This window comes from Marinomonas aquimarina, assembly GCF_900089755.1.
Classification (GTDB): domain Bacteria; phylum Pseudomonadota; class Gammaproteobacteria; order Pseudomonadales; family Marinomonadaceae; genus Marinomonas; species Marinomonas aquimarina.
In genome coordinates this window covers 17,045-39,906 of sequence record NZ_FLOC01000009.1, presented here as the reverse complement: position 1 = coordinate 39,906, position 22,862 = coordinate 17,045, and the positions used below count along the sequence as shown (strand labels likewise).

The following is a 22,862-nucleotide window of genomic DNA, read 5'->3' as shown; positions in this document are numbered from 1 at the left end:
CCGCACCCTCTTGTTTTCCTAACATAAGCCTCATTATGCCACTGGCTCGCCTCGACATTTCCCGTCTGCGCAACCTCACCCATGTCCGTTTTGAACCCTCGCCTCAGGTCAACATCATTGTTGGCGAAAATGGCAGTGGCAAAACCTCGGTGTTGGAAGCCATCTATTTGCTGTCATTTGGCCGTTCTTTTCGCAGCCATAAACACAAGACCTATATCCAATACGAACAACCGGAATGCGTGGTGTTTGCGCAAGTAGAGCAAGGCGCTCAGCATTTACCGGTGGGGATCAAACGCAGCCGCGATGGCGCAGTTGAGGTGCGCATCCAAGGTCGTGCGGCACAGTCGGCGGTGGAACTAGCGGAATGCTTACCGGTGCAGCTGATTAACCCTGACGCCTTTCGCTTATTGGAAGGTTCCCCCAAGATTCGTCGCCAATTTGTCGATTGGGGTGTGTTCCACTTTGATGAGCAATTTATTAATGGCTGGCGTGGCTGGCAAAAAGCATTAAAACAGCGGAATAGCTTGCTCAGACGTGGTAAAATATCGGCCAATTTATTGGCGGCGTTTGATCAAGAGTTGATCCGCTTAGGCGAGCAAGTCAATCACGCTCGAAAAGCCTATGTGGCGGCGTTAACGCCCCACTTTGAAGCTGTGTTACAGCAGCTTGCGCCAAACTTGCATGTGCAACTTGGTTTTTTCCAAGGCTGGGATGCCCAACGCACATTAAGTGAAGCCATTGAGCACAGTTACCAGCGAGATATTGATGTTGGCTACACCAACACAGGACCACAGCGGGCCGACTTGCGTGTTAAAACCCCAACCGGTGATGCGCTAGACACCCTATCTCGTGGGCAGCAAAAGCTGGTGGTATCGGCGCTCAAGATCGCCCAAGGGCAACTGCTGATTGAACGTGGTCGGCAGTTAGTGTTCTTGATAGACGATTTACCGGCTGAATTGGACGCGAATCATCGCCGTAAGCTTTGCCGACTGTTGGAATCATTGGCGAGCCAAATTTTTATTACTAGCGTTGGACCAGATAGTATGGATTTTACTTGGTCTGATACGACAGACGTTCGTCATTTCTCCATGAATGAAGGCGAATTGTCACTAAAACGCACAGGAGAGTTTAATGAGTGAAAATAGTTACGATTCGTCCAGTATCAAGGTACTTAAGGGTCTAGACGCTGTTCGTAAGCGCCCTGGCATGTACATCGGTGATACGGATGATGGTACTGGCCTACACCACATGGTGTTCGAGGTGGTGGATAATTCCATCGACGAAGCGCTGGCTGGTCACTGTGACACTATCAAAGTCATCATTCACCCAGATGAATCGATTTCCGTATCGGACAATGGTCGTGGTATTCCTGTTGAAATGCACCCAGAAGAAGGCGTCTCTGCAGCAGAAGTGATCATGACGGTACTGCACGCTGGTGGTAAGTTCGATGATAACTCATACAAAGTCTCTGGTGGTCTACACGGTGTAGGTGTTTCGGTAGTAAACGCCCTCTCTGAAACCGTGACCCTGACGATTCGTAAGAACGGTAAAGTCTACGAGCAAAACTATGCCCACGGTGTGCCACAAGCTCCATTGGCTGTCGTGGGTGAATCAGATGGCGCAGGTACCACAGTACACTTTAAACCGTCTGCGGAAACCTTCTCAAACATCCTGTTTGTCTACGATATTCTAGCGAAGCGTCTACGTGAGCTGTCATTCCTAAACTCAGGTGTGGCGATTCATCTAAAAGACGAGCGTTCTGGTAAAGAAGAATTCTTTAACTACGAAGGTGGTTTGAAGTCATTCGTTGAGCACTTGAACACAAATAAGCAGCCAATCAACGATATCTTCCATTTTATCTGCCAACGTGACGATTTGGATGATGGCATCGCCGTTGAAGTGGCATTGCAGTGGAACGAAGGCTTCCAAGAGAACATCTACTGTTACACCAACAACATCCCACAACGCGATGGTGGTACCCACTTAGCTGGCTTCCGTGGTGCATTGACGCGTACGCTGAATAACTTCATCGAAGCCGAAGGCCTAACGAAGAAGCAAAAAGTTGCGACCACTGGTGATGACTGCCGTGAAGGTCTAACAGCGATCGTATCGGTGAAAGTGCCTGATCCAAAATTCTCTTCGCAAACCAAAGACAAGCTAGTGTCTTCAGAAGTGAAAACGGCCGTAGAACAAGAGATGAGTAAGCGTTTCGCGGAATTCCTACTGGAAAAACCGAACGAAGCGAAAACCATCGTTAACAAGATGCTGGATGCGGCTCGTGCCCGTGAAGCGGCTCGTCGAGCGCGTGATATGACGCGTCGTAAAGGTGCCCTAGACATCGCCGGTCTGCCAGGTAAATTGGCTGACTGTCAGGAGAAAGACCCTGCGCTTTCTGAAATCTACCTAGTGGAGGGTGACTCTGCAGGTGGTTCGGCGAAGCAAGGTCGTGACCGCCGTACGCAAGCGATCCTACCGCTGAAAGGTAAGATCCTGAACGTTGAAAAGGCGCGTTTCGACAAGATGCTGTCTTCGGCAGAGGTTGGCACACTGATCACTGCGCTTGGTTGTGGTATCGGCCGTGACGAATTTAACGCCGACAAACTGCGTTACCACAGCATCGTTATCATGACCGATGCCGACGTCGACGGTTCGCACATCCGTACCCTATTGCTGACCTTCTTCTTCCGTCAAATGCCGGAAATCATCGAACGTGGCCACATCTTTATCGCTCAGCCACCGCTGTTTAAGATCAAACGCGGTAAGCAAGAGCAATACATCAAAGATGAGCCTGCACTAGAGCAACACTTGATCGAAGTGGCCCTAGATGGCGCGCAATTCTTTGTTAACGAAGAAGTACCTGGCATCCAAGGTGAAGGCTTGTCTAAGCTGATCCGTGATTACATCCGTATCGAAGAAGACATCGATCGTATGTCGCGAGTGTACCCGAAAGATGTGATGAACAAGCTTCTGTACTGCAAAGAACTCACAGTTGAGCAGTTAGACGATGAGTCGACGGTACAATCTTGGGTAGATTCTTTGGCACAGCAGATGCCACTGGATGTGCGTACGGGTTTCCGTTTCGACTTCGGCGTGGAAAAAGACGCTGAGCGTAACCAATACCTACCTGTGGTCGACATCATGTCCCACGGTGTCAGCACCCGTTACCGTTTTGAAGCCGCGTTCTTCACCTCTGCGGACTACAAACGCATCGTTGCTATGTCTCAAACCATCGATGAATTGTTCGAAGAAGGTTCGTTCATCCAACGTGGTGAGCGTCGTGAACCAGTGACCACCATCGAAGGCATGAAGGCTTGGTTGATGAAGGAAGCATCGCGCGGCTTAACCATCCAGCGCTACAAGGGTCTAGGTGAGATGAACCCTGAGCAACTTTGGGAAACCACGATGGACCCAGATGCGCGTCGTATGTTGCGCGTGACCATCGATGATGCGGTGGCAGCGGATCAGATGTTTACCACATTGATGGGTGATGAAGTCGAACCACGCCGTAACTTCATCCAAGACAACGCCCTCTCGGTCGCGAACTTGGACGTGTAAGCGCCCAGTTCCGAGCTGTACTACGAAAAAGCCAGTGTCTTCGACACTGGCTTTTTTTATGGCTTTCATTCTCGTGCTTTTCTCAATCTCGGCCACGCAAGATCTTAACAGGTGTAGGCTACGGTGTTGGTAAGCGCTTACGTTAAGTTTGCACATTGTGCTATTCAAGCTACTTTCTGTTACAAAATGGCGTTCACTCGCTGCTTATGAAAGAGCCTGTTTAATGCTGTCTTGAATTGGCGTAGTGGGACGGCCAATCAGCTTAGACAGCGTGTGGCTGTCATCAAACAAGCCGCCTTTTGATGCACCGACATCGGAGTCGGCTAGGATGCTGGCGAACCCTTCTGGCAGACCCACTTCCACCAAGACTTTGGCGTATTCCGCTTCTGGCAGGTCTTGGTAGACTACGTTTTTGCCGCTGATCTCAGCAAGGTAAGCGGCGTACTGCGCTAGGGTGAAGGCGTCATCGCCCGCTAGTTCGTAGACCTTGCCTGCTTGATCTTCAGACGTGACTGCCACGGCAGCGGCTTCGGCGTAGTCCGCACGAGCAGCGGTTGAGTATTTACCTTCGCCTGCGCTACCTAGTACCGCACCATGCTCGACTGCCATGGCGGCACTCATGGTGTAGTTCTCTGAGTACCAGCCATTGCGCAGTAGTACATGAGGCACACCAGAAGCTTTAAGGGCTGCTTCGGTCGCACGGTGTTCTTCAGCAAGTGCTAGCGGTGAAGTGTCTGCATGCAGAATGCTGGTGTAAGCCAGCAACTCTACCCCCGCTTCCTTGGCGGCGTTAATCACATTCTGGTGCTGCGCGGCACGTTGGCCCACTTCACTGGAAGACACCAACACCACGCGTGTGACGTCTGCCATCGCGGCTTGCAAAGACGCTGGATCGGTGTAATCGGCTTGACGCACGACCACGCCTTGCTCTGTTAGCGCAGAGGCTTTTTCTGGGCTACGTACTGCCGCGACGATCTGGTTTGCGGCCACGCCTTTTGCTAATAAGCTGTTAACGACCAAGTGACCTAGTTGGCCGGATGCGCCGGTGACTAAAATCATACTGTTCTCCTTGTAGGATGGTGAGTGAGTAAAAAATAGACTAGACTATTAGCTAACTTTTGGTAAGTACGTACAAAAAGGTAAGTATGAAAAAAGCAGAGTTAAGCACTCATGATGACATTGAAATCACCTTTGATCGTGGCGATGTGTTTTCTGATAAATGCCCATCGCGAGAGATTTTGCGTCATGTGACTGGCCGTTGGGGGATGTTGGTGTTCGTGGCTCTGCAGGATGGTGAAGCAAAACGTTTCAGTGAATTACGCCGTACCATCAAAGGTGTCAGTGAAAAGATGCTGGCGCAAACACTGCAACAATTAGAAGGCGATGGCTTTGTGAAGCGCATTGTCTACCCTGTGGTGCCGCCTCATGTGGAGTATCAACTGACCCCATTAGGCATTGAATTTGGTCAGCGGGTGATGAATTTGATTGGCTGGCTGGAGGATAACCTGCTCGATATTCTCGATCAGCGTCAGACTTCAGCATAGAGGTGAGCTAGACTTTGCTGCACCTGGGGTACAGCAAAGTAAGTGAGAGCTTACTGATACTTATGGATCGTAGCGATGGCGAACGCGGCTAAGTCAGTGTAGATATCAAAGTAGAAATCGATGTCTTTGTACTGGGTGTCACGGCCCTTACCAGTGAGTACCAGCACTGGAGCACAACCGCGCGCTTTACCTGCTTGTAGGTCACGTAGCGAATCGCCCACCATGATCGCCGGCGTTTGGTTAAAGTCGACGCCCAGTTGTGCTTCGATGGCTTCGATCATACCGCTCTTTGGCTTACGGCAGTTGCAGGCATCGTCAGGACCATGTGGGCAGTATTCGATGCCTTCGACACGACCGCCCTCTGCGTCTAAAAGCCCCATCATTTTATCGTGCATGGCATGCAAGGTTGCCTCATCGTAGTAACCTCGGGCGATGCCGGATTGGTTGGTGGCGATGAATATCTGAAAGCCCGCTTTGCTCAGCGCTGCCATGGCTTTAATACTGCCTGGTAGCGGAATCCACTCATCCACCGATTTTACGTACGCATCGGAATCTTGGTTGATGACGCCATCGCGGTCGAGAATGATAACGGGCTTGTTATTCGCCATAAAACTGTCTACCTCAGATAAATGAATTGCATTAAGTGGTAGTATAATGGTTTCAGGTTGGCTTGGGTGAGTTTTCACGTGAAACACTGTGACGCTGTGCTCCCCTATATGGCGCCAATTTCTTTGAGTGAAATAGATTAAGTAGGTGTTATGTCCGATCAAGTTCCCGCCTCTGCGATGACCAAGTTGATTAAAGCCATGGGCAAACTTCCCTTGCCATTCGTTCGTGCAACAGGACGTATGGTGGGTCTGTTAGGACTGCGCTTTGATCGCCGAACGCGTCGTGCCATTGATCGTAATCTTGAGCTGTGCCTACCGCGATTGGATAAAAAGCAACGCACTCGTTTGCGTAATCGTCGCCTGCAGCACATGGGGCAAACCTTTGCTGAAATGGGTCACCTATGGACTCGCGATGTGAAGTTTATCCTCGACCTGTGTTACGAGGGCGAAGGCGCTGCTGCGTTAAAACAAGCTGTGGAAGGCAAAGGGGGGGTGATTGTATTGGCCCCTCACATTGGTAACTGGGAAGCGGTCAATGTGTTTGTCAGTGCGATTCGCCCAATGACGGCTATGTATCGTCCGAACAAGGACGAGAGCCTAGACGCCTTTATCTTAGAGGCGCGTAATCGCGCGGGTGGTGAGCTAGTGCCGACCAATCGCCAAGGGGTGATGCAGATTGTGAAAGCCTTAAAAGCAGACGGTGTGGTGGGCATGTTACCTGATCAAGTGCCTCAGCAAGGCAGTGGTGAGTTTGCGCCCTTCTTTGGTCACCAAGCTTACACCATGACTCTGGCCAGTCAGCTGGCATTGAAGACGGCTGCGAAGGCATTTGTGGTGGGTTGTATTCAAACTCAGAAAGGCTTTGAAGTGACGGCGTTTGAAGTGGATCCACGGTTCTATGATAAAGACCCAGAAACCTCTTTAACGGGGCTGAATGCATCGATTGAGCAATTGGTACAACGGGCACCGAGCCAATACCAATGGGAATATAAGCGCTTTAAACTGCAACCAGAAGGCGTGCTAAACCCTTACAAAGAAGCCAACCCAAGTTAAGTGGGGCTGAGGCGACGAGGATAAAAAAGGGGCGCATGATGGCGCCCCTTTTCGTTATTGCTCAGCAATGTCTGAAAACACCGTTTGCCGACAGACGGTGGCCAAATCCTTGGGGGCGAGGCCAATATCAAAACCGCGCTTGCCACCGCTGACATACATTTTAGCCAGTGCCTCAGCACTGCTATCAATCACGGTCACTAAGGCTTTCTTCTGTCCCACAGGGCTGATGCCACCCACGATATAACCGGTCAAACGCTCGGCGTCTTTAGGCTCAGTCATACGTAGCTTTTTCACTTTCAGCGCGGCAGCGGTACGTTTCAAATTCAACTTACCAGTGACCGGCACAATGGCAACGAACACGTCCTTGTCGTCTGTGACCAGCAAGGTTTTAAACACTTCTTCTGGCGCCAAGCCAAGCTTGTCCGCCGCTTCTTGACCAAAGTTCTGGCAGTTAGAATCGTGCTCGTACTCGTGTTGAGTAAAAGCGATCTTACGTTTTTTTAGGGTTTGCGTGGCCGGTGTCATGTCATGATTCCTTGCTTACTTGTGCCAGAACATGGGCGTGAATAATACCAGCAAGGTGAACACTTCTAAACGGCCTAATAGCATGGCAAAACACAGCATCCATTTGGATGTATCGTTAATCGAAGCAAAGTTCGCTGCCACTTCGCCAAGGCCTGGACCTAAGTTGTTAAGCGTCGCTGCGACCGCCGACCAAGCGGTCACTTGGTCGATGCCGGTCGACATCAAACCAATCATGAGAATGATGTATACCAATAAGTAGGCCGAGAAGAAGCCCCACACTGCTGAGACCACGCGCTCCTGAATGGCTTTCCCCCCGACTTTAACGGGAATGACAGCGTTTGGATGCACCAGACGTTGAATTTCACGAAAGCCCTGTTTCAGGATCAATAGGATACGAATCACCTTCATACCACCACCAGTGGAGCTGGCACAGCCACCGGCAAAGGACGTCACGATCAATAAGAACGGCAGGAAGTGTGGCCAGACCGAGAAGTCTGAGGTACCAAACCCTGCGGTCGTCGCGATCGACACGCTTTCAAATACGGCGTAACGCACGGACGTTTGCCAATCAAAGGTTGAGGTCAGGATCAGCACTAGGGTCGACAGACAGATGGCGCAGGTCAGTAAGAAGAAAAAGAAACGTGCTTCCGGATCTCTAAAGTAATGCCAGACACTGCGGGTGCGCCAAGCATAGAAATGCAGACCGAAGTTCAGCGCCGAGATCACCATAAACACCGTACAAATGGCTTCGATGGTGACACTGTTAAAGTAACCAATGCTGGCATCATGGGTTGAGAAGCCGCCGATGGCCACGGTTGAGAAACTGTGACACAGCGCATCAAAGAAACTCATGCCTGCCGCCCAGTAGCCGAGGGTACAGACGACCGTCAGCGTGGCATAGATATACCATAAGGCTTTGGCGGTCTCGGCGATACGGGGTGTCAGCTTGGAATCTTTCACCGGTCCAGGGGTTTCGGCACGGTACAGCTGCATCCCCCCGACGCCTAGCATCGGCATGATGGCCACTGCCAGCACGATGATACCCATACCGCCCAACCATTGTAGCCATTGGCGATAGAACAAAATTGATTCGGGTAAGTCGTCGATGGCGGTGAGGATGGTGGCCCCAGTCGTGGTCAGCCCCGATAAGGACTCAAATAATGAGTCCGTGAAACTCAAGTGTGGCTCAGAGGCTAAAAAGAACGGCACCGAACCGAACAGTCCCAGGGTCGACCAGAACAACACGGTAACCAAAAAGCCGTCCCGAATTTTTAGATCCCCGCGGTGTTTGCGAAACGGAAACCAGATTAGCAAGCCACTGACCAAGTTGATCAGTAAGGCATAAAGGAACGCTTGCAGCGCACCGTCTTGATAAATCAAGGAAACAACAATCGGCGGTAGCAGCGTTAAGCTGAAGATCATAATGAGCAAACCGATAACGCGTAGGATTATCTGAATATGCATGCACTGGCCTTATAAAAAACATGTCCCAGCGCGAGGCATGGGACGTTAAATAAAAGAAAGTTTGTGTGCTCCTAGAAGAAGCTCAGACCCACTTGGAACAATTGTTCAACGGCAGGAATTTGCTTCTTATTGGAGACGAAAATAATCACGTGATCTTCGGCCTGAACCACCACATCACTGGTGGCCAGAATCACTTCATCACCGCGCACAATGGCACCAATGGTGGCACCTTCGGGCAAGTTAATGTTGGCGATGGCGCGCCCCACTACTTTGGACGAACGGTAGTCCCCGTGCGCGACGGCTTCTAACGCTTCGGCTGCGCCTTTACGCATGGTGTGCACGTTGACCACGTCACCACGACGAATGTAGGTCAACAAAGAACTGATGGTGGTGTGTTGTGGTGACACGGCGATATCGATCATGCCCTCTTGTACGATGTCGACGTAGGCCGGGTTATTAATGATGGTCATAACCGTGCGCACGCCCAATACTTTGGCCAGCATCGATGACATGATGTTGGCTTCATCGTTGTTGGTGATGGCGCAGAATACATCCGTTGATTCGATGTTTTCTTCCAGCAACAGCTCCTGCTTTGAGGCGTCACCGTTTAACACAATGGTGTTATCTAGGGTTTCTGATAGGTAGCGGCAGCGCTCTGGATCGCGTTCGATGATTTTGACGCGGTACTCTTTCTCTAGACTTTGCGCGAGACGTTCACCGATGTTACCGCCACCGGCGATAATGATACGACGGTATGGCGTATCCAAAGGACGCAGCTCACTCATCACATCCATCACATCCCGTTGCGCGGTCAAGAAGAACACTTCATCGTTAGCGTGAATGCAGGTATTACCATCCGGTGTGATTGACTGACCATTGCGGTAAATCGCCGCGATGCGGGTTTGGATGGAAGGCATGTGTTCGCGTAGGAAGCTGATCGGACGATCAATCAATGGACCGCCCTTTTCTGCTTTGACGACCACCAGCTGTACCTTGCCTTCGGCAAACTCCATCACTTGCAGTGCGCCTGGGTAGCGAATCAAGCGGCTTAAATGTTTGGTGACTTCTTTCTCAGGGCTGATGCGCACATCCATGGGCAAGGCGGTATCGGCGAAGATCTTAGGATATTTGGAATAGGCATTAGAACGAATGCGGCCGATTTTGGTGGGCGTCTTAAACAAGGTGTAAGCCACCTGACAGGCGATCATGTTGGTTTCATCTTGGTTGCTTACCGCGATCAACATATCGGCGTCGTTACAACCGGCTGTGTCCAACACGTCAGGGTGCGAACCACTGCCATGCACCGTTTGAATATCGAGGCGATCCTGAAGCTCACGTAGGCGTGTTAGGTCGGTATCGATTACGGTAATGTCGTTGTCTTCGTTTGCTAGATTCTCCGCTAGCGTTGCACCCACTTGGCCTGCGCCAATAATTATGATCTTCATGGTCAGCCTTAGAGCTTTGTGCTCATCCCACGTTAAAGAACGCCTCCAAAGATTAGAGGTCAATAGGTCTAATTCTAAACGTGAACGAAGAAAGATTTAATGCTGTTTATGCGAATAATGCATATATTTTGAGGTAATACGACATCCCTATTTTTCATAGGTGATGTCGTATTGCTATGTGCGTGACGAGTGGAAAACGCGCTTAGCGCTTCTGCAACAAGCAGTAGTAGAAGCCGTCTTGGCCATCTAGGGTAGGAAAGATTTGCACGCCGTGGCTAACCGATTTGCCGAATGTTAACGCCAATTCTGGTGCCAGAGTGTTGAGTGGGCATTCCTCAGCATTTTCTGTACGTGCCAAGAAGCTGGCCATCTGTTGCTCGTTTTCCTCTGGCATCAAAGAACAGGTGGCATACAACAGGTAGCCGCCCTGCTTTAGGGTTTGCCAAGTGGCATCCAAGATGCTCGCCTGAATCGCCACTAAGGCAGCGATGTCATCTGGCTTGCGGTTGATCTTAATGTCTGGATTGCGACGAATCACCCCAGTGGCAGAACAGGGAGCATCGAGTAAGATCTTGTCGAACTCAACCTTATCCCACCACGCTTCGGGGGTGCTGGCATCACCGCAAATCAACTCAGCGGAGACTCCCAAACGCTCAAGGTTGGATTCGATTCGGGCCAAGCGCCAAGGTTCTAACTCGACGGCCGTTAACGCCAGTTCAGGTGCCAGTTCCAGTAAGTGTCCTGTTTTACCGCCTGGTGCGGCGCAAGCATCGAGTACTCGTTCACCCGCTTTCGGCGCCAATAAACTGGCCGCCAATTGTGCTGACTCATCCTGTACGCTGACGTGACCTTCTTCAAAATTAGGTAACATAGAAACCGATACAGCAGATTCTAGGTACAAACCTGATACCGAAAAGTCTGTTTCACGTGAAACAGTACCTTGCTCAGCAAGCATTTGTTTGTATGTTTCACGTGGAACATGGGATTCATTGACTCGAATGCACATGGGTGGATGGGCATTGGTTGCCTCTACAATGGCATCGAACTCAGCGTCCCAATGTTTTTTGAAACGCTTCACCAGCCATTTAGGCAGGTTGTTGGCCATCGAAGGTTGTGCTGCTAAGTTCTCAAGAATGTCATCGCGCTCACGTTGGTAGCGACGCAGTACCGCGTTCATCAGTTTAGTCGCCCACTCTTTCTCAAGTTGGCGACACAGTTCCACTGACTCATGCACCGCTGCATGATCGGGCGTATTCATGTGTTCGATTTGATACAGCCCCATCAGCAACGCCGCATACAAGTCGAAGTCCTTGTCTTCAAACGGTTTGCTTAACAAACTCAAGGCCACTGTATTGAGCTGCGGGTAGTAACGGCTGACGCCAAAGCACAGCTCTTTGGCTAACCCCTGCTCGTCGTAATCGACCTCGGCAATTTGCTTGCTGATCTGCGTTGACAGTGAGCCACGTTGTAGCAGCACTTGCTCAAGAATTTTGGCACTGACTAAGCGAGCGGGTTGGCTCATGCTTGGCTCCCAAGTAGTTTGCCAACCTGTAGCTGGTCTTTGAACTTGCCGTTTAAGGCATCTTGCACTGACATGCGTTTGCCGCCAGGGAATTGCAGTTCGGTAACCATGATCGAGCCCTTGCCGGCCGCGACGACGATGCCCTCTTTGCTGACCATGGTGATTTCACCGTGCTCGAAATCTTGTTCTTCGGTGTCGAGCAGTTTCGCCGCATGGATTTTCATCACCCCAGCTGGCGTATGAGTGTAGGCGCCAGGCCATGGCAGTAGACCACGGATACGACGACTGATGGTCGTGGCATCTTGGGTCCAGTCCACTTCGCCTTCTTGTTTGGTCAGTTTCTCGGCATAACAAGTCAGCTCTTCGTTCTGTTGCTCTGGATGGATAGTGCCGGCTTTGATGGCTTCTAGACCTTCGATTAAGGCTTCTCCACCTAACATGGCCAAGCGATCGTGTAGCACACCAGAGGTGTCATCGGCTTTGATATTGCACTCTTTCTTAAGCAGCATGTCGCCGGTATCCAAACCCACATCCATCTGCATGATGGTGATACCGGTAATAGTATCGCCGGCGATGACCGCACGGTGGATCGGCGCCGCACCACGCCAGCGTGGTAGTAAGGAAGCGTGCACGTTAATACAACCCAGCTTGGGGGTGTCCAACACGGCTTTGGGGAGAATCAAACCGTAAGCAGCGACGATCATGATGTCGGCATTCAGGTCGGCTAAGGCCTGGCGGTCTGTTTCGTCTTTAAAATTGAGCGGTTGGTAGACCGGAATATCGTGTTCCAGCGCGAGTTGTTTAACTGGGCTGGCGACCAGCTTTTGACCACGGCCTGCTGGGCGATCGGGCTGGGTGTACACAGCGATGACTTCATAGTGGTTTTGATCGGCGTGATCAAGAACGGCTTGTAGGCTTGCGGCAGCGAAGTCAGGGGTGCCAGCAAAGACAATGCGAAGTGGAGCGTTTGCAGTATCGGTCATGGTGTTGTTATCTGTCTTGAGTAACGAAAAAATCAGGCCGTAGCCTGATTTTTAAAATGCTTGTAGTGGAAGATAACGTCGCTAGGCGTTGTTATTTCCAGGCAACCTATTGGCTGTTAGGCACGTTTCTTTTGTGCTTTTTGCAGCTTGGTTTTGATGCGGTTGCGCTTCAATGGTGAAAGGTAATCCACCATCAGTTTGCCATCTAGGTGGTCGATTTCGTGTTGCACACACACCGCCATCAACTCGTCCGTATCCAATTCAAATGGCTTACCGTGACGGTCTAATGCTTTCACGCGTACTTTGGCTGCGCGGTAGATGTGTTCGTAAAAACCTGGGACTGACAAACAGCCTTCTTGGAATTCATTTGGCTCTTCGTCCAGCACATCAAACTCAGGGTTGATGAACACGATCGGCTCGTTGCGTTCTTCGGAGAAATCCATCACCACTAGACGGTAGTGAAAGTCTACCTGCGTCGCAGCAAGGCCAACGCCCTGTTCTTCGTACATGGTTTCGATCATATCGTCGATCTGTGTTTGCAGTGCGTCACCGAACTCAGTGATCGGTTCAGCCACTTTACGCAAACGCGGATCTGGATACTCTAAAATTGGTAATACAGCCATATGCTTTTCTGTCTCTCTTATCTGTGCCTGACTGATACATCTGGGTCAGCCGGCCGAATTTCAATGTCCTTATTGTAACCCATTAATGTGCAAATGCGTGTACGAGACTGGCTAAATTTTATGCAATATGCTTAAATTCATCGCACTTTTTCGGTGCTAGCACACCGCATTTTTTGATTTTTTGCTCTAATTTCCAATGCTTGCAAAGGATTGCTGCATGAACGCTCTTCACAATGGATTTTCGCAACGGGACTGGCTTGCGCTCAGCTTTATGCCAGGTATTGGTCCCAGTCGTTTAGCCAGCCTATGGACTTACCTATCCGCTTGGTCTGATGATCAAGAAGACGGCGACTTGTTCGCCTCCTCAATGTGCTCTGTAAAAGCGGCACAAAGTGTCGATTACCAAGTGCTGCGCGCGTTGGGCTGGTCCGAACGTACCGCTCGAGCGGCCCTACTGTATCTGCAAAAAGGCAAACTGCCCTACGATGCGGAAGATAACTTCACGCTGACGGAGCGTTGGCTAGAAGCATCGGATCAGCAGGTAATTTTTCGCGATGACCCAGATTACCCAAGCTTGCTACAAAATATTGCTGTGCCGCCCACCTGCCTGTTTGTCAAAGGTGATTGCCAAGCGTGGGCAAAGCCCTGCATCGGTGTTGTCGGGGCGCGCAACGCATCCGGCTATGGCAAACGCATCGCAGAAAGCTTTGCTCTGCAGTTAGCGGAAGCGGGCTACAGTGTCTGCAGTGGCGGCGCCAAAGGCATCGATGCCTTTGCCCACCAAGGCGCGTTACAGGCGCAGCAGCCAACTGTGGCGGTGATGGGCACAGGGTTGTTGAACCTCTATCCGAAGCAAAACACGGCGTTGTTTGAGCGCATTTTAGCGGCCGCAGGTGCCTTAATTAGCGAGTACCCACTCACAACCGCGCCACGGCCGAACTTATTCCCACCACGTAATCGCATTATCAGCGGTATGAGCCATGGCGTATTGGTGGTGGAAGCGTCGCAAAAAAGCGGCTCCTTAATCAGTGCTCGTTATGCCTTGGAAGAGAACCGTGAAGTATTTGCCATTCCCGGACGCATTGGTGACCCGCAAGCCAGTGGCACCAATCAACTCATTCGTCAGGGGGCCAGCTTGGTCTTGAGTATTGATGACATCATGGCGGAACTGCCACGAGCTCTGCGTCAGCCAGCCCTTGAGGCGGGAACGACACTTTCAGAGGAGGTAGATGCGTCAAACTTGTCACGTTCAGCCACGGGCTTGTTAGAGGTTCTTAGCCGTGAGCGAGAGGCGTTCGACTTTGATGCTTTGATTCGCAAGACTGGAATGGGGGCGGCGGATTTGTCGCAAACCCTGATGGAGTTAGAGCTGTCTGGGATGGTGGTCAATGCTCAGGGGCACTATCAATGTGCCCCATGAGAAAGGTTGCGCCAAGGCAACCTTAGTTAGAGCTGAATATATCGCGCTTAAGCTGTTGGATATCACGACGCTCTTTTTTGTTGGGTCGATGGTCAGCCATGATACGTCCGCCAAACGACTTATGCTCCGCTGCACGACGTTCACGTTTCTCAATTGAGTCTTGGGTCTCGGTGTACAGCTTTTGCGCTTCCGGCGCACCACGGCGCTGTTCACTTAATCCTTGCACCTCAACCGTGACTTCATCCCAGCCTTTACGGATGGTAATCAAGGCTCCCATTTCAACCGTGCGAGCGGCTTTACCCTTAGCGCCGTTGTACATCACTTTGCCGCCGTCGATGGCTTCCTTACAAAGTGTACGGGTTTTGAAAAAACGCGCAGCCCAGAGCCATTTATCTAATCTTACTGCTTGTGATTCTGACTGTTTTTCTGCTTTACTCATAAGTTAGACACACGATTGATGAAACAAAAGAATTAGTACCATTATGATGGATGTAAGTCGTCACCCTACTTTTCAGGCACTGCAACAAATAATACACGATGCCGCGGATGCAATCATGGAGATTTATCAGAAAGCCGACCTTGGTGTCGAGCATAAATCTGATGATAGTCCTGTGACAGCCGCTGACATTGCCGCCAACCGTATCATTATGGCGGGTCTGCAAGTGCTGACGCCAGAGATTCCGATTCTTTCCGAAGAAGCGGTGGTGTCGTTTGAAGAGCGCAAGAACTGGACGCAGCTATGGGTGGTGGATCCATTAGATGGCACCAAAGAGTTTATCAAGCGTAATGGTGAATTCAGCATCAACATTGCCCTGGTCTGTGATGGCAAGCCAGTGCTGGGCATTGTTTACTTACCCACCACGAAAGAAGGTTATTTTGGGGTCACGGAAAGCTGGCGCGGACTAGAGCCTTGTGCACTGAAATGGCATATGGACGAATTGGAAACGATTTCGCTACGTGAACCGCGTGAGCCCATCGTCGCCATGACCAGTCGCAGCCATGGGCCTGCTCTACCGGACGATTTAAAAGAAACCCTTAAAGAAACCTACGAACAAGTGCGCGAGCTGCCTAAAGGCAGCTCGATAAAAGGTTGTCGTATTGCCGAAGGCATTGCCGATTTGCACCTGCGTCGTGGTCCGACCAGTGAGTGGGACACCGCTGCACAGCAAGCGATTATCGAAGCGGCCGGTGGTCAGTTGGTGGCTCCGAGCGGCAAGCCGTTTCGTTATAACCAGCGTTCTACCCTACTCAATGGCCACTTTATTGTCGCTGGGCCAGAGATCACGCCAGTGGTGTTGGATTGGTATAAACAAACAGATGACGACAATGGGAAAAGCTAATTCAGCACATTGATCGGTTTACCCAGAAATGAAAAAGGCAGCTCAATTTGAGCTGCCTTTTGCGTTTTATACTCGAGAAAAGAACAAGCTAAGCTCGCTAATTCATTAGCTTGTCAGGCAACCAAGTAACCAGTTCTGGGTTGAACATTACGATGATCAACACCAACAGCTTGATCAATACGAACGGTGTTACTGAACGGTAGATGTCCAGCATGGTGATGCCTTGCGGTGCGATACCTTTTAGATAGAACAGTGCGAAACCATAGGGCGGTGTTTGTACCGCGATTTCGATGTTCAGAATCATCAAGATACCAAACCAGATTGGGTCAAAGCCGAGTGACACGGCAATCGGTGTGAAGATCGGCGCACACATCAAAACGATGATGAACTCATCAATGATAAAGCCCAGCAACAGCATGATGATCTGGAACAGCACGATCACCATCATTGGTGGTAAGCCAAGATCTTGAGTAAAGCCCGCGACCATGTTCTGCACACCCATCAATAGGTGGAAGTTACTGAAGACGGTGGCACCAAAGATGATCCACATCGCCACACTGACCAGTACCGCCGCACGCAGGCCCGCGCTTTGTACCATCTTAGGTTTAAAGCGTTTAAAGAAGATCGCTAGGATGATGGCACCCACTACACCAATGGCACCGGATTCGGTTGGCGTTGCAATACCCATGATGATACTGCCCAGTACGGCCACGATCAGTAGCAATGACAAACCACCGTCACGCATCGTTAGAAGCTTTTGCTTAGTGGTTTGCGGTACTTCTGGTACTTTATCCAGCGGCGCTTTCTTCGGGTTCAACTTACAAGAGATCACCACGTAAGTAATCAGCAGGATGATGGTAATCAAGGCTGGCACCAAGGCACCGATAAACATACGACCCACAGAGTTTTGTGTAGACGATGCAAACATGATCATTGGAATACTTGGCGGGATCAGGATACCTAGACCACCACCGGCCATGATCACACCCAGTGCTAGACGTTTGTCGTAGCCACGCTCCAGCATAGGACGCAGTGCGATACTGCCTGAGGTCATGATGCCGGCACCGATGATTCCGACCATGGCACCAATCATCGAACAAACGATGATCACGCTGATTGCTAAGGAACCACGGACTTTACCAATCACCAATTGGCTGGCGCTGAACATGGCATCACCGATACCTGAGCGTGTCAGCAGCTGACCCATATAGATGTACAGAGGAATCGCGAGCAGGATAAAGCTGAAGTAGGTGCCTTCCAGCGTGGTCGGGATCACGTTGAACAGTGCATCCCCCCAGGTGAGGTAGCCAACCGCCATGGCGATACCGCCAAGTGCTAAACCGATCTGAGCACCTAGGGCGAAGCTGACTAAAATACAAACCAGCAAAATGCCAGTTAAGAGTTCGATACTGATCATTATGCGTCATCCTCGTCGTCGTAATGGTATTCTGGCAGTAGACGCTTACCAGTAAACAGGTGAACCGCATCGTCTAACCAATCGCTTGAAAGTTGTGCGATCAGCAGCGCGCTGGCAATGGAAATCATGACCCAAAAGTGGTGCATTTGTGGCGCCCACTCACTTTGACGACGGTAGTTAAACTCAAGAGCTTCTTCAAACTTACCAATGCTCATTTTGCAGACAATCACTAGGAAAAACATACCTAGTGCAAATGAGAATAGGTTAAATAAACTACGAATTCGTGGTGATACTTTGTTGTAGAGAATGTCTACGTTGATATGGCCACGGCGTTGCTGTGCGTAGGCACCGCCTAACGCGGCAATGTAGCCAAACATAAACAAAGATAGGTCATAAGCCCAAATGGTCGGCTTATTCAGGAAGTAGCGAGAAAATACTTCGAAAGCTACGACAAACGCCAAGGCTGGCATGACATAAGAAACAGATTTACCGACGAATTCCACCACTCGGTGGACCGCACGGCAATAAAGCCTCATCGCAGTCAATAACATGGAAATGTACCTCGAGATTAAACAAAAAAGGCGAGCGCACGGGCGCTCGCCTCTACAGGGAGAGTCGATTACTTCTGTTCAGCGCGAAGTACATCGATTAGACGTTTGCTGTACTCATCAGAGGCAGCGTATTCGTCCCATAGGCCAGCACCTGCTGCAGCCCATGCTTCTTTGTCCGCTGCAGATGGCTCTGGAGACCATTTCAAGCCTTTTGCTTCCATTTCAGCAACCGCTTCCGCTTCCCACAGCTTAGACTTAGTTAGCTGTTCTTCAGCGTGCGTCTTAGTCGCAGTGCGAACTGCTTCTTTCTGCTCGTCAGTTAGCTTGTTCCAAGCGTTGCGGTTAACAACGATTGGCAGTACTTGTGCGCCTGCTAGCGGCAGTTTGTACATGTATTGCGCCACTTCTACGTGGTTACCGTCACGGTGGTCGATCATGTTAGAACCGATCGAGCCGTCGATAACGCCAGTAGATAGCGAAGTATAGATCTCAGACCAAGCTAGCGATACTGGAGAAGCGCCTAGGTTACGTAGGAACTTACCGTATGCGCCTGGCGCACGGATTTTCAAACCTTGGAAGTCTTCAACTGAGTTGATTGGCTCTTTGGTGATGATGTAAACCGGTGGCTGAATGTATGGGTCAAGCCATACTAGACCTTGTGAACCGTACGCTTCAGTCAGGATTTTGTCCCAGCCTTTGTCGTAGAACAATTCGTGAAGCTCATCAGTGTTGTCTGTACCGCCTGGAAGACCGATCTCAACCACACCTGCTGGTAGCTCACCTGCGTGCATGGATTGGAAGGGGGCGCCCATGGTCACTAGACCAGATTTCACCGCACCTAGGATACCTGTTGTACCCACACCTTCACCTGAGTAAAGCACTTGTACGCTGACTGCGCCGTCTGTGTTTTGCTCGATGTTTTTTGCTAGGTTTTCGTAGATTTCACCAAAGGCTGTGCCACGACCGTATAGGTTGGCGAAACGCCAGTTTTGGTCTGCTGCATGAGCCGAAGTTGCCACTGCGCCAGCGCCTAACGCGACAGCAAGAGAACTCGCAACTAAATGTTTTTTTACTTTTTGTAGAGTCTTTAACATGAGTAACCTCTTGAATGAGAGTTGCTAATTTAGCCACGTCCTCCCCGACGTTGGCGGCTTGGCAATGGATACTTCCAAAAAGCTTGCACAAATTAAACCGTACAAAATCCACCTAAAGTTTTGTCGTGATCAAACAATTTCAGCTTTTTTAAAAGTCGTTATAAATCAGAAGTATAGTCGATAGAGAAATATCGACATGCCCAATTTTGGTGCCAAATCATGTCACTTGGATGATTTCAAATGGGCATCTAGCAATTTGATTATTAAAGCATTTTCTATTTGAGCTAGGGAAACAGTTTGGTTAAAAATTGTTCAGCGATAAGGCGAGGAAAGGTTGCACCGTTATAGTGCGTTTTGATCAAGAAAAAGGGGAAGCCATGCTTCCCCTTTTCTGTCGTGATTCATTCTAAAAAATGAATGACTAGTTAATTTCAAATTGCGCGATTTGACGTGTCAGGCTGGAGACATTGTCGTGGATCTCTTGCCCTGAAGACTTGATGTTGTGGGTCGCGTTGTAGTTGTGCTCGATACTTTGGGCAATATCATCCATGTCTTTGGCCATGGTCTGAGTCGTCAACACTACCTCTTGAATGGCAGAGGAAATGGTTTGCGTATGCTGCGCCGCATCCAACGTTAGGTGTTCTACTTGGCGGATGGTTTGTACGGCACTTTCACCCTTTTGTTTGCCCTCTTCCACCTGTTTTAGGCTGGTGGCCATGGCTGCAATCACCTGCTGCGTTTCTTGCTGAATGCCTTCAATTTTGCTGGTGATGCTGCTGGTGGCTTGCACGGTTTGCTCGGCCAAAGTACGCACTTCATCGGCCACCACGGCAAAGCCGCGACCCGCTTCACCGGCACGTGCCGCTTCAATCGCAGCGTTCAAGGCCAGTAGGTTAGTTTGCTCGGCCACGCCGACAATTAGGTCGATCACGGAATCGATTTCTTTCGAACGCTCACCCAGTTTGGCCACTATGCCATGGGTGTGTTCAATCGAGCCGGCCACTGCTTGAATGGAATTGATGGCATCACCAATCACGGTCGCACCGGACTGTGCCGATTGGTGGGCATGGTTGGTGGCATCATTAACCTGTTGCGTCATATTGCCGACATCGGCGGCGGTATGAGAGATCTCTTCCGTTGCCGTGGCCAAGGTGTTACTGCGATCACGAATCTGCTCACTGCTAGACACAATGGTAAAGGCATCATCACTTAAACGATCCGCGGTGCTGACCAAGATTTCATTGCTGGCACGCAGTTGCCCAACCAGCTGACTCAAACTGTCCGTCATCACGTTCGAAGTGATCAGGATTTGATCCATTTCGTCGTTACGGTTCAAACCTTGCTCGCTGTGGCGCAGTAGTTTACCCGCCGACACTTCTTGTAGACGTTGCAAGATGGTTTGAATCTTCTGGCTTAAATTATGAATCATGGTCGCGATGATGGCACCAATCAGCAGTGTCAGTACGACGCCACCAATGATCAGATTCAGACGTGCGTTGCTAGCGGTCTCATGGGCTTCCTGTTGGGCTTGCTGTAATAGCGGTGCTTTCAGGTATTCCGTGGTCTGGTTCAGTCGTTGCGAGTTTTGCTCACGCATTTGTGCTAGCTGATTTTTCACTCTTTGCAGCGCCAAAGCCGTCTCGGCAACAGGCATGGCGGCAGCGCGGTACTGATCCAATAGCGGACCAAAGACATCGCCAAAGCCGATTTCATTGACTTGCTCGACCAGTACATCCAGTGCTGCGAACCAAGCCGCTTGGCTATCAGCGCTGGTGTAGGCCAAAAAGTCTTTCTCTTTGGTTCGTACTTCTTTGAAGGTCGATGCGAAACGTGCCAGCAGCTTAAGCTTTTCTTCGGCCGCTGCGGCTTCGTTATTCAGCGCTAATAACGCCCCTGTTTGGTTGTTGGTACCCAAGGTCTGCATCAGATCTAATGACTGATTTAGGCTGTCTAGGTAGTTCGGCAGATCTTGCTCCAGGGTACGAATGTTCTGCTTGGCTTGATTGTCTAAGAAAGGGTTAGCCAAGGCCTGTTGCAAGGCATCTTGTTGTGACAGATCGTTCAGTTCTTGATGTAGGTTAGCAATGCCATAGCCATCTGGATCTTCTGCGTGGCGTTCAAATTTGAGCAGATTAATTTCTAGATTGCTCAGTTGCGCGTAGGCATCGGCAATGCGGTTGGCTTTTAAACCGGCTTGCTGCATTTGCTGGAAGTTCATCACCGCATACAGACCAAAGCCTGCGAAGCCCACACATACCAGTACTAATATAGCGATCAGCTTTTGGCGTACAGAAAGTTTTAGCGACACAACAACTCCTAATCAGAGATCAACATGTAAGATGGAAACTATATCAGCTTTGTGTAAAGAGCATTAAAAAAAAAGCCCGAATATGATTCGGGCCAGAAGAAAGTACGAAGATTCTCAGTTAAGAAGCATGAAAGGGTCTTCTTAAGTGATACTGAAATGCATCAACCAGAGGGTGATGCTATTGCTGCATTTCAGTGTCTCCACCTTAGAGAAGCCCAGCGCTGAATGAAACGTTAACGTCTAAACCTAAAGTTAGGCATTGACCAAACTTAGTCCTTGGGCACAATAAATAAGGCTGTACAGGACAAGCAGTTAGTCATGTGGCTAGTGCGATAGATCGGATATACTGAAGTGAGATAACGCGTAAGCTAAGCCGTTAGGGGGTGTGATGAGTGCGAACAATTATTCGCTGGGACAAGTAGGCGACTACGAGATCAAGCAATTAAAAGTGTTTAAAACCGTGGTCGATTGTGGCGGCTTCTCAGCGGCGGAAACCATGTTGAACATTGGCCGTTCGACCATTAGCTTACACATTTCCAATCTCGAATCGCGCCTTAACTTAACCCTCTGTAAGCGTGGCCGTGGCGGCTTCTCGCTGACCCAAGAAGGCGAAATCATTTATCAAATGACGGAAACCTTGCTGGAGTCCCTAGATGCCTTCCGCATTACGGTGAACAACCTCAATGCCAGCTTAACGGGTCGTTTACGCATCGCCCTGTCTGATTCGGTAAGCCTAGATCCACGTTGTCGCATGCCAGAACTGATTGGCGATTTTACCGACCTTGCTCCAGAGGTGACCCTGAATACCAGCATCTCCTCCATGGCGCAAATTGAGCGCACCATTCTTAATGATGAAGCGGATGTGGGCTTTATTCCCTATCACCGTAAGCTGGATGGCTTGGAGTATATTCATTTATACAGTGATGCTTGCCATGTTTATGTGGCGAAGACTCACCCGCTGGCGAGCCTGTCGGAAGCGGATCAGGTGGCACAAGTGGACACCTTCCCTGCAACCCATGCTGGTTTAAAACCCCACGAGGGCGTCAGTGAGCAAATTTCCAATATGAATCTATCGGCGATCTCGTACTTTTACGATACACGTTTGGCGTTGATTCTATCTGGGCGTTACATCGGCTTTTTGCCAGAAGCCTATGCCAAAGACTACGTTGAGCGCGGTGAGATTGTGGCGGTGGCGACCCAGTATCGACACTACACCCTTGGTATGGCAGTGATTTATAAGAAAACCGCTCAGCCAAACAAGCCCCGTGAGCTGTTCCTGCAAGTGCTGCGCGAACATCTGGCGCAAGATAAGTCGGAATCTGCACCCTACTAATCCCCAATCATCTTTTCTGTCACCATAAAAAAAGCCCCCATCCGCGAAAATGGGGGCCTAAAGTTCAAGACAAACTA

General features: G+C 50.2%; 20 protein-coding genes. 7 read left to right on the top strand and 13 right to left on the bottom strand.

What is annotated here, in order from left to right:
* The first annotated feature begins 35 nt into the window (after positions 1–35).
* Together recF and gyrB are read left to right on the top strand one after the other, a co-directional pair.
* Positions 36–1,139: a DNA replication/repair protein RecF gene (recF, locus tag MAQ5080_RS08825; RefSeq protein ID WP_067205705.1), complete on the top strand. Its 1,104-nt coding sequence runs from the start codon at positions 36–38 to the stop codon at positions 1,137–1,139.
* Complete coding sequence (gene gyrB, locus MAQ5080_RS08820) at positions 1,132–3,555, top strand: DNA topoisomerase (ATP-hydrolyzing) subunit B (RefSeq protein ID WP_067205701.1); 2,424 nt, start codon at positions 1,132–1,134, stop codon at positions 3,553–3,555. Before recF ends, gyrB begins: the two co-directional genes overlap by 8 nt.
* A gap of 204 nt (positions 3,556–3,759) precedes the next feature.
* Here gyrB and MAQ5080_RS08815 read toward each other — a convergent pair whose 3' ends face one another.
* On the bottom strand, positions 3,760–4,614 hold the full coding sequence (locus MAQ5080_RS08815) for an SDR family oxidoreductase (RefSeq protein WP_067205698.1): 855 nt from the start codon (positions 4,612–4,614) through the stop codon (positions 3,760–3,762).
* 86 nt (positions 4,615–4,700) lie between these two features.
* Between MAQ5080_RS08815 and MAQ5080_RS08810 the strand changes: the two genes are divergently transcribed.
* A complete protein-coding gene (locus tag MAQ5080_RS08810; RefSeq protein ID WP_067205696.1) occupies positions 4,701–5,099 on the top strand; it encodes a winged helix-turn-helix transcriptional regulator in 399 nt (132 codons plus the stop codon).
* Between the two features lie 50 nt (positions 5,100–5,149).
* Here the strand turns inward: MAQ5080_RS08810 and gmhB are convergent, their stop codons facing one another.
* The gene (gene gmhB, locus MAQ5080_RS08805; protein WP_067206130.1) at positions 5,150–5,707 is read right to left on the bottom strand and encodes a D-glycero-beta-D-manno-heptose 1,7-bisphosphate 7-phosphatase; all 558 of its coding nucleotides are present in this window, start codon (positions 5,705–5,707) and stop codon (positions 5,150–5,152) included.
* Positions 5,708–5,857: 150 nt separating this feature from the next.
* Here gmhB and MAQ5080_RS08800 point away from each other — a divergent pair, with 150 nt between their 5' ends.
* Positions 5,858–6,760: a lysophospholipid acyltransferase family protein gene (locus MAQ5080_RS08800; protein WP_067205693.1), complete on the top strand. Its 903-nt coding sequence runs from the start codon at positions 5,858–5,860 to the stop codon at positions 6,758–6,760.
* A 54-nt stretch (positions 6,761–6,814) separates the two neighbouring features.
* Here MAQ5080_RS08800 and ybaK read toward each other — a convergent pair whose 3' ends face one another.
* The 6 genes from ybaK to def all read right to left on the bottom strand — a co-directional run bounded on the left by ybaK (position 6,815) and on the right by def (position 13,322).
* A complete protein-coding gene (gene ybaK, locus MAQ5080_RS08795) occupies positions 6,815–7,285 on the bottom strand; it encodes a Cys-tRNA(Pro) deacylase (protein ID WP_067205690.1) in 471 nt (156 codons plus the stop codon).
* A gap of 15 nt (positions 7,286–7,300) precedes the next feature.
* Positions 7,301–8,749, bottom strand: a complete 1,449-nt coding sequence (locus MAQ5080_RS08790; protein WP_067205686.1) for a TrkH family potassium uptake protein — start codon at positions 8,747–8,749, stop codon at positions 7,301–7,303.
* Positions 8,750–8,820: 71 nt separating this feature from the next.
* Complete coding sequence (gene trkA, locus MAQ5080_RS08785) at positions 8,821–10,194, bottom strand: Trk system potassium transporter TrkA (RefSeq protein ID WP_067205683.1); 1,374 nt, start codon at positions 10,192–10,194, stop codon at positions 8,821–8,823.
* A gap of 202 nt (positions 10,195–10,396) precedes the next feature.
* Positions 10,397–11,716 (bottom strand): 16S rRNA (cytosine(967)-C(5))-methyltransferase RsmB, encoded by a 1,320-nt coding sequence (gene rsmB, locus MAQ5080_RS08780; RefSeq protein ID WP_067205680.1) that lies wholly within the window; start codon positions 11,714–11,716, stop codon positions 10,397–10,399.
* Positions 11,713–12,699, bottom strand: coding sequence for a methionyl-tRNA formyltransferase (gene fmt, locus MAQ5080_RS08775; RefSeq protein ID WP_067205678.1), 987 nt, complete (start codon positions 12,697–12,699; stop codon positions 11,713–11,715). The genes rsmB and fmt overlap by 4 nt, the downstream gene beginning before the upstream one ends.
* A 116-nt stretch (positions 12,700–12,815) precedes the next feature.
* The gene (gene def, locus MAQ5080_RS08770) at positions 12,816–13,322 is read right to left on the bottom strand and encodes a peptide deformylase (protein WP_067205676.1); all 507 of its coding nucleotides are present in this window, start codon (positions 13,320–13,322) and stop codon (positions 12,816–12,818) included.
* Between the two features lie 217 nt (positions 13,323–13,539).
* Between def and dprA the strand changes: the two genes are divergently transcribed.
* Positions 13,540–14,742 carry a DNA-processing protein DprA gene (gene dprA / locus MAQ5080_RS08765; protein WP_067205672.1) on the top strand — a complete coding sequence of 401 codons (1,203 nt, stop codon included), beginning with the start codon at positions 13,540–13,542 and terminating at the stop codon, positions 14,740–14,742.
* A 22-nt stretch (positions 14,743–14,764) separates the two neighbouring features.
* Here the strand turns inward: dprA and MAQ5080_RS08760 are convergent, their stop codons facing one another.
* The gene (locus MAQ5080_RS08760) at positions 14,765–15,181 is read right to left on the bottom strand and encodes an RNA-binding S4 domain-containing protein (RefSeq protein ID WP_067205670.1); all 417 of its coding nucleotides are present in this window, start codon (positions 15,179–15,181) and stop codon (positions 14,765–14,767) included.
* Between the two features lie 43 nt (positions 15,182–15,224).
* Here MAQ5080_RS08760 and cysQ point away from each other — a divergent pair, with 43 nt between their 5' ends.
* Positions 15,225–16,082, top strand: coding sequence for a 3'(2'),5'-bisphosphate nucleotidase CysQ (gene cysQ, locus MAQ5080_RS08755; RefSeq protein WP_067205665.1), 858 nt, complete (start codon positions 15,225–15,227; stop codon positions 16,080–16,082).
* 97 nt (positions 16,083–16,179) lie between these two features.
* Here cysQ and MAQ5080_RS08750 read toward each other — a convergent pair whose 3' ends face one another.
* From MAQ5080_RS08750 to MAQ5080_RS08735, 4 genes are all read right to left on the bottom strand, one after another.
* A complete protein-coding gene (locus tag MAQ5080_RS08750) occupies positions 16,180–17,499 on the bottom strand; it encodes a TRAP transporter large permease (RefSeq protein WP_197464548.1) in 1,320 nt (439 codons plus the stop codon).
* A complete protein-coding gene (locus tag MAQ5080_RS08745) occupies positions 17,499–18,050 on the bottom strand; it encodes a TRAP transporter small permease subunit (RefSeq protein ID WP_067205659.1) in 552 nt (183 codons plus the stop codon). Before MAQ5080_RS08745 ends, MAQ5080_RS08750 begins: the two co-directional genes overlap by 1 nt.
* Before the next feature lie 68 nt (positions 18,051–18,118).
* Positions 18,119–19,144 (bottom strand): TRAP transporter substrate-binding protein, encoded by a 1,026-nt coding sequence (locus MAQ5080_RS08740; protein ID WP_067205657.1) that lies wholly within the window; start codon positions 19,142–19,144, stop codon positions 18,119–18,121.
* A gap of 421 nt (positions 19,145–19,565) precedes the next feature.
* On the bottom strand, positions 19,566–21,452 hold the full coding sequence (locus MAQ5080_RS08735) for a methyl-accepting chemotaxis protein (protein WP_067205655.1): 1,887 nt from the start codon (positions 21,450–21,452) through the stop codon (positions 19,566–19,568).
* Positions 21,453–21,840: 388 nt separating this feature from the next.
* Between MAQ5080_RS08735 and MAQ5080_RS08730 the strand changes: the two genes are divergently transcribed.
* Complete coding sequence (locus MAQ5080_RS08730) at positions 21,841–22,785, top strand: LysR family transcriptional regulator (protein ID WP_067205652.1); 945 nt, start codon at positions 21,841–21,843, stop codon at positions 22,783–22,785.
* Positions 22,786–22,862 lie beyond the last annotated feature (77 nt).